Source organism: Pseudomonas sp. P7758 (assembly GCF_013386485.1).
Classification (GTDB): domain Bacteria; phylum Pseudomonadota; class Gammaproteobacteria; order Pseudomonadales; family Pseudomonadaceae; genus Aquipseudomonas.
On sequence record NZ_JACARS010000182.1, the window covers coordinates 1 to 5,568 of the forward strand.

6 protein-coding genes are annotated in these 5,568 nt (G+C 62.2%); 4 read left to right on the forward strand and 2 right to left on the reverse strand.

The window, feature by feature from the left end; genetic code table 11:
* Positions 1-56: 56 nt before the first annotated feature.
* The gene (locus tag HX873_RS29470) at positions 57-938 is read right to left on the reverse strand and encodes a LysR family transcriptional regulator (RefSeq protein ID WP_102605152.1); all 882 of its coding nucleotides are present in this window, start codon (positions 936-938) and stop codon (positions 57-59) included.
* Between the two features lie 103 nt (positions 939-1,041).
* Between HX873_RS29470 and HX873_RS29475 the strand changes: the two genes are divergently transcribed.
* Entirely contained in the window at positions 1,042-1,527 is a 486-nt protein-coding gene (locus HX873_RS29475) for a heme-binding protein (RefSeq protein WP_177123607.1), read from the forward strand.
* Entirely contained in the window at positions 1,524-3,053 is a 1,530-nt protein-coding gene (locus tag HX873_RS29480) for an MFS transporter (RefSeq protein WP_177123608.1), read from the forward strand. Before HX873_RS29475 ends, HX873_RS29480 begins: the two co-directional genes overlap by 4 nt.
* 153 nt (positions 3,054-3,206) lie before the next feature.
* Here the strand turns inward: HX873_RS29480 and sohB are convergent, their stop codons facing one another.
* Positions 3,207-4,232 carry a protease SohB gene (gene sohB, locus HX873_RS29485; protein WP_003215674.1) on the reverse strand — a complete coding sequence of 342 codons (1,026 nt, stop codon included), beginning with the start codon at positions 4,230-4,232 and terminating at the stop codon, positions 3,207-3,209.
* 193 nt (positions 4,233-4,425) lie between these two features.
* Between sohB and HX873_RS29490 the strand changes: the two genes are divergently transcribed.
* Together HX873_RS29490 and HX873_RS29495 are read left to right on the forward strand one after the other, a co-directional pair.
* Positions 4,426-5,136 (forward strand): histidine phosphatase family protein, encoded by a 711-nt coding sequence (locus HX873_RS29490; RefSeq protein ID WP_177123609.1) that lies wholly within the window; start codon positions 4,426-4,428, stop codon positions 5,134-5,136.
* Positions 5,137-5,192: 56 nt separating this feature from the next.
* Positions 5,193-5,507: an SCP2 sterol-binding domain-containing protein gene (locus tag HX873_RS29495; RefSeq protein WP_003215671.1), complete on the forward strand. Its 315-nt coding sequence runs from the start codon at positions 5,193-5,195 to the stop codon at positions 5,505-5,507.
* Positions 5,508-5,568 lie beyond the last annotated feature (61 nt).

Here is a 5,568-nt window from a genome sequence, read left to right on the forward strand (position 1 = left end):
GCTTGCCCGCGAAGGCAGCAACACACTTAACCCGTCAAGCACCTAACCCGCCGCGATCAAACCTTCAACCTGGCTACCTGCTTCACCTGCTCTATATACCGCGCCACCGCCGGCGCCTTTTCAAAGCGCCGGTAAATCAGCGACAACCAGGACGACGCCTCGCTGCCTTCGATGCTGCGGTACACGACATTCGGCAAGCTCACATGCCCCACCACCGACTCCGGCACCACCGCCACGCCCTGCCCCAGTGACACCAACGCAATCACCGCCACCAACCCACCCGGCTGCGGCCCCAGTCGCGGCGCATAACCACCCTGCGCTGCCACGTGCAGCGTGCCGCTGATCTGCTCGGGCAAGATAAACGTCTCGTTCTGCAGGTGCTCGCAACTGATTGCCTTCAACCCCAGCAGCCACGAATCCTGGGGCAACGCCAGCACAAACCCTTCACTGCTCAACCGCACCGCTTCGACCCCATCAGGCAAGGTCATCGGCGAACGAATGTAGCCAATGTCGAAACGCCCCTCCGCCACCAGCCCCGGCAACGCCGCCATGGGGCTCTCACGCACGCTGAGGCTCACGTCCGGGCAGTCCGCGCAGAACGACTGCACCTGGCGCTGCAACAACCCCGAATACACCGCCGACGCCACATAACCCAGTTCGATATGACCGATTTCGCCGCGCCCGGCGCGCTGGGCATTGCGTTGGGCAAACTCGAACTGGCGCACGGTGGCCTCTGCCTCGATCAGCAAGGCCGCGCCCGCCTCGGTCAGGCTGACCTCGCGCTGGCGGCGGATAAACAAGCGCGTACCGAGGGTGGTTTCCATGTCCTGGATCTGCCGGCTCAGGGTCGGCGGCGCGATACCCAGCTGTTCGGCAGCACGGGTGAAATTGCGTTGCCGGGCAACCGCCAGGAAGTAGCGGAAATGACGTATTTCCATCGCAGGATTAGCTCAAAGGTAATGAAGTTCTGTATGGCGCCTAACAAGGACGCCACCTGCCGGGGATAAGCTCGCGGTACGTTCACAGTAGAGAGGCTTTCCCATGTTCGTCAAATCATTGGTCCTGGTGCTTGCCGGTCTTTGCACCGTGCCCGCAGCGCTGGCCGCAGAAGCCCCGGCAAGCATTGCCCACAAGGCAATCCTGAGCCTGGCAACGGCCCAGCAGATCGCCGCACACGCGCGCAAGGTCGCCGCCGACAAGGGCTGGCCCTGCGCCGTGGCCATCGTCGATGACGGTGGCTGGCCGATCCTGACGCTGCGTATGGATGGCGCTCCCGTGGTGGCCGGTATCGAGTTGGCCCAAGGCAAGGCGCGCACTTCAGCGCTCTTCAAGCGGCCGTCCGGGGACCTGGAAAACGCTATCAACAATGACCGCCCGGCAGCCATCACCGCCGGCCTGTTGATGATGAAGGGCGCCCAGCCAATCATCCTTGAAGGCCAGGTAGTGGGCGCCATCGGCATCAGCGCAGATACTCCGGCCCACGATGACGAGATCGCCCTCGCGGCGGTGGCTTCGGTGCAGCCATGAGCAAGGTCAGCCCGCGCCTGACACTGCTGACCGCCTCCGGGGTCTGTTCGCTGATCGTGCTCGACACCAATATCGTCGCCGTGACCCTGCCGAGCATCGCCCGGGACCTGGGGGCGAATTTTGCCGATATCGAATGGGTGGTCAGCGCTTATATGCTGGCCTTCGCCGCCCTGTTATTGCCGGCCGGAAGCATTGCCGACCGCTTTGGCCGCAAGAAGACCCTGGTCTGGGGCCTGGGTATTTTCATCCTCGCCTCCCTCGGCTGCGGTGCGGCGCCGAATGCGTTGTTCCTGGATATCGCTCGCGCCGTCAAAGGTGTCGGCGCAGCGCTGCTACTGACCTCGGCCCTGGCCTCCATCGGCCATACCTTCCATGACGAAGTGGAGCGCGCCAAGGCCTGGGCCTTCTGGGGCGCGTGCATGGGCGTGGCGATGACTGCCGCACCGACCCTCGGCGGGTTGATTACCCAGTACCTGGGCTGGCGCTGGATTTTCTATCTGAATTTGCCGGTCGGCCTGGTGCTGATGGGACTGGTGCTGCGCGCGATTCCGGAATCCCGCGATGCCCAGGCTGCAAGGCTCGACCCTTGGGGCAGCCTGAGTTTCAGTGCCAGCCTGCTGTGCCTGATCTGGGGTTTGATCGAAGCCAACCGTATCGGCTGGGACAACCCGCTGACTTACGCGCGGCTGCTGGGAGGCGCTGCGTTGCTGGGTGTTTTTGTACTCGCCGAACGCCTGCAACAGCGGCCCATGGTCGACCTGCAACTGTTCAGGCACCCGCGCTTTATCGGCGCACTGCTGGGGATGTTCGCCTACGCCGGCTGTGCCCAGGTGATGATGACACTGCTGCCGTTCTACCTGCAAAACGGCCTGGGGTTCTCCGCGATTGCCTCCGGGCTGGGCATGTTGCCGTTTGCCTTGACCATGTTGATTTGTCCGCGGATAGGCGCACGCCTGGCCGGCCGCTTTGCCCCGGCCACTCTGATGGCGACAGGGCTGGCGCTGGTGGGTTGCGGCAACCTGCTGAGCGCCTGGGCGGTCAATATCGGCGGCTATCTGCCGTTCGCCCTGGCGATTGCCGTCACGGGGGCCGGCGCGGGATTGCTCAATGGCGATACGCAGAAAAACATCATGGCTTGCGTGCCACGGGACCGCGCGGGGATGGCGTCGGGCATGAGCACCACCATGCGCTTCAGCGCGATCATGTTGGCGATCGGGGTGTATGGGGCGTTGTTGAGCAGCCATAGCGAACAGTTGCTGCACACGAGCATCGGCTCCCAGTGGCAGGAACAGGCGGCAGGGATTGCTTCACGGGTAGTGGCTGGCGATATGCCCGCGGCCATGGCGTTGCTGCCTGAAACGGCACGAGGGATGGTGCAGCCACTGGCGCGGCAGGCGTTCGTCGGCGGGTTCAGCGTGGTGCTGTGGGTGGCGGGGTTGTTGGGTTTGCTGGGGGCGTTGGTAGTGGGATCGTTGATGCGGCACCCCATACCGGCGGTGCCTCAGGCCTCACTACTAGCTCGGTAATGTGACCAACACAAAACCAATGTGGGAGCGGGCTTGCTCGCGAAGGCGGTGTGTCAGTCACAGATGTATTGACTGACACACCGCCTTCGCGAGCAAGTCGAATCGTCGCACCGCCGCTCCCACATTTTGATCTTCGAACGTCAGCTGGAATTGTTACCAGAAACGCTGCTGGGTCAGGCGACTCCACCAAGTCAGCAGCACCCGGTCGACCGAACCGCTGGCTGCCAGGCCCACCCGCTCTTGCAGGCTTTTACGCTCGGCATAGTGCAGGTGGAACACCTCGGCGGTCTTGGCCTTGGTCGCCAGGTATTCGTCGCTGGTTTGCAGCTGGTCCACCAGTTGCTTGTCCAGCGCCGCGACACCCAGCCAGACTTCGCCGGTGGCCACATCATCAATCGCCAGCTGCGGGCGGTAGCGCGACACGAAGTTCTTGAACAGTTGATGGGTGATGTCCAGGTCTTCCTGGAACTTCTCGCGGCCCTTCTCGGTGTTTTCGCCAAACACGGTCAGGGTGCGTTTGTATTCACCGGCGGTCAGCACTTCGAAGTCGATGTCGTGCTTCTTCAGCAGGCGGTTGACGTTGGGCAACTGCGCCACCACGCCAATCGAACCGAGGATGGCAAACGGTGCGCTGATGATCTTCTCGCCGATGCACGCCATCATGTAGCCGCCGCTGGCCGCGACCTTGTCGATGCACACGGTCAACGGCACGCCCGCCTCGCGGATACGCGCCAGTTGCGACGACGCCAGGCCGTAGCTGTGAACCATGCCGCCGCCGCTTTCAAGGCGCAGCACCACTTCGTCCTTGGGCGTGGCCAGGCTCAGCAGTGCCGTGATTTCATGGCGCAGGCTTTCAGTGGCCGAGGCCTTGATGTCGCCGTCGAAATCCAGCACGAACACCCGTGGCTTGGCTTCTGGCTTCTTCTTGCCCTTCTTCTTTTCGGCCTTGCCTTCAGACTTGCGCAGGACCTTGAGCTGGTCCTTGTCGAGCAGGGTCTGCTCCAGGCGCTCACGCAAACCCTTGTAGAAGTCATTGAGCTTGCTGACCTGCAACTGGCCGGCAGCTTTGCGGCGGCCTTTGCTGCGCAATGCGGCGAAACTGATCAGCACCACCAGGATGGCGACGACCAGGGTGACGGTTTTAGCCAGGAAAGTAGCGTACTCGGCCAGAAAATCCATGTGACTCCTTACAAGTGCAGTGCGCCAGGCGCGGATTGCCCAAGCATACCGACGCCACCGCCATGGGGCCAGTGATCAAACCGCCAGCAGCGGGCCTCTAACGACCTTTTAAAACAAGCGTATGTTTTTTCATTGACAGCTTCCCGGCATCCTCATAACCTCGCCAGACTTTCAACGTACCGGGAAAACGGACGTGGGCAGCATCTACCTGATTCGACATGGCCAGGCCTCCTTCGGTGCAGACGACTACGACGTGCTGTCGCCCATCGGTGTGCAACAGGCGCAAGTGCTTGGCCGCCACCTGGCCGAACTGGGCCTGAGCTTCGACCGCTGCGTGTCGGGCGACCTGCGCCGCCAGCAGCACACTGCTACCGCCGCCTTCGAACAATACAGCGCCCTCGGCCTGCCGGTACCCACGCTGGAAATCGACAGCGCGTTCAACGAGTTCGACGCCGAGGCGATCATCCGCGCCCTGCTCCCGGACTTGCTGCACAGCGAACCCGAAGCCCTGCATATCCTGCGCAACGCCGCGCAAAACCGTGGCGAATTCCAGCGCATCTTTTCCCTGATCATCGAACGCTGGCTGGCCGGCACCTACGACCCGCCGGGCCTGGAAAGCTGGCTGGGGTTTGTCGAGCGTGTCCAGGGCGGCCTGCAACGGCTCCTCGAAGCCGCCGAAAACAGTGACAAGATCGCCGTGTTTACCTCCGGCGGCACCATCACTGCCCTGCTCCACCTGATTACCCGAATGCCTGCCGCACAGGCCTTCGAACTGAACTGGCAAATTGTTAACACCTCGCTCAACCAGCTGAAATTCCGTGGTCGCGAGGTGGCACTGGCTTCCTTCAACAGCCATACCCACTTGCAACTGTTGAAGGCGCCGCAGCTCATCACTTTCCGATGAATTGCGGCCAACCGTGACCCCAAGGTCACTGGACTCACCATAAAAGGATCGAAACCATGACTGACGTAGCTAAAGCCGTAGAAGCAATGAAAGCCAAATTCAACCCAGCCGCTGCCGACGGCCTGGACCTGGTGTTCGGTTTCCGTATCGACGACACCCAGAACTTCTCGCTGGTCGTGAAAAACAACACCTGCGAACTGCTGGAAGGTGAAAACCCGGACGCCCAAGTCACCCTGGTGATGGACGGCGAAACCATGAAAGGCATCGTTGACGGCTCCACCGACGGCATGCAGGCATTCATGGGCGGCAAACTGCGCACTGAAGGCGACATGATGCTGGCCATGAAATTGAGCGAGCTGTTCCCGGCCTGATCAGGGCAACCCTGGCAAGACCCGTGTGGGAGCGGGCTTGCTCGCGAAAGCGGTGTATCAG

Coding starts and splice junctions, on each gene's coding strand:
- HX873_RS29470 (WP_102605152.1), bottom strand. CDS start 938: ATGGAAATACGTCATTTCCGCTACTTCCTGGCGGTTGCCCGGCAACGC.
- HX873_RS29475 (WP_177123607.1), top strand. CDS start 1,042: ATGTTCGTCAAATCATTGGTCCTGGTGCTTGCCGGTCTTTGCACCGTG.
- HX873_RS29480 (WP_177123608.1), top strand. CDS start 1,524: ATGAGCAAGGTCAGCCCGCGCCTGACACTGCTGACCGCCTCCGGGGTC.
- sohB (WP_003215674.1), bottom strand. CDS start 4,232: ATGGATTTTCTGGCCGAGTACGCTACTTTCCTGGCTAAAACCGTCACC.
- HX873_RS29495 (WP_003215671.1), top strand. CDS start 5,193: ATGACTGACGTAGCTAAAGCCGTAGAAGCAATGAAAGCCAAATTCAAC.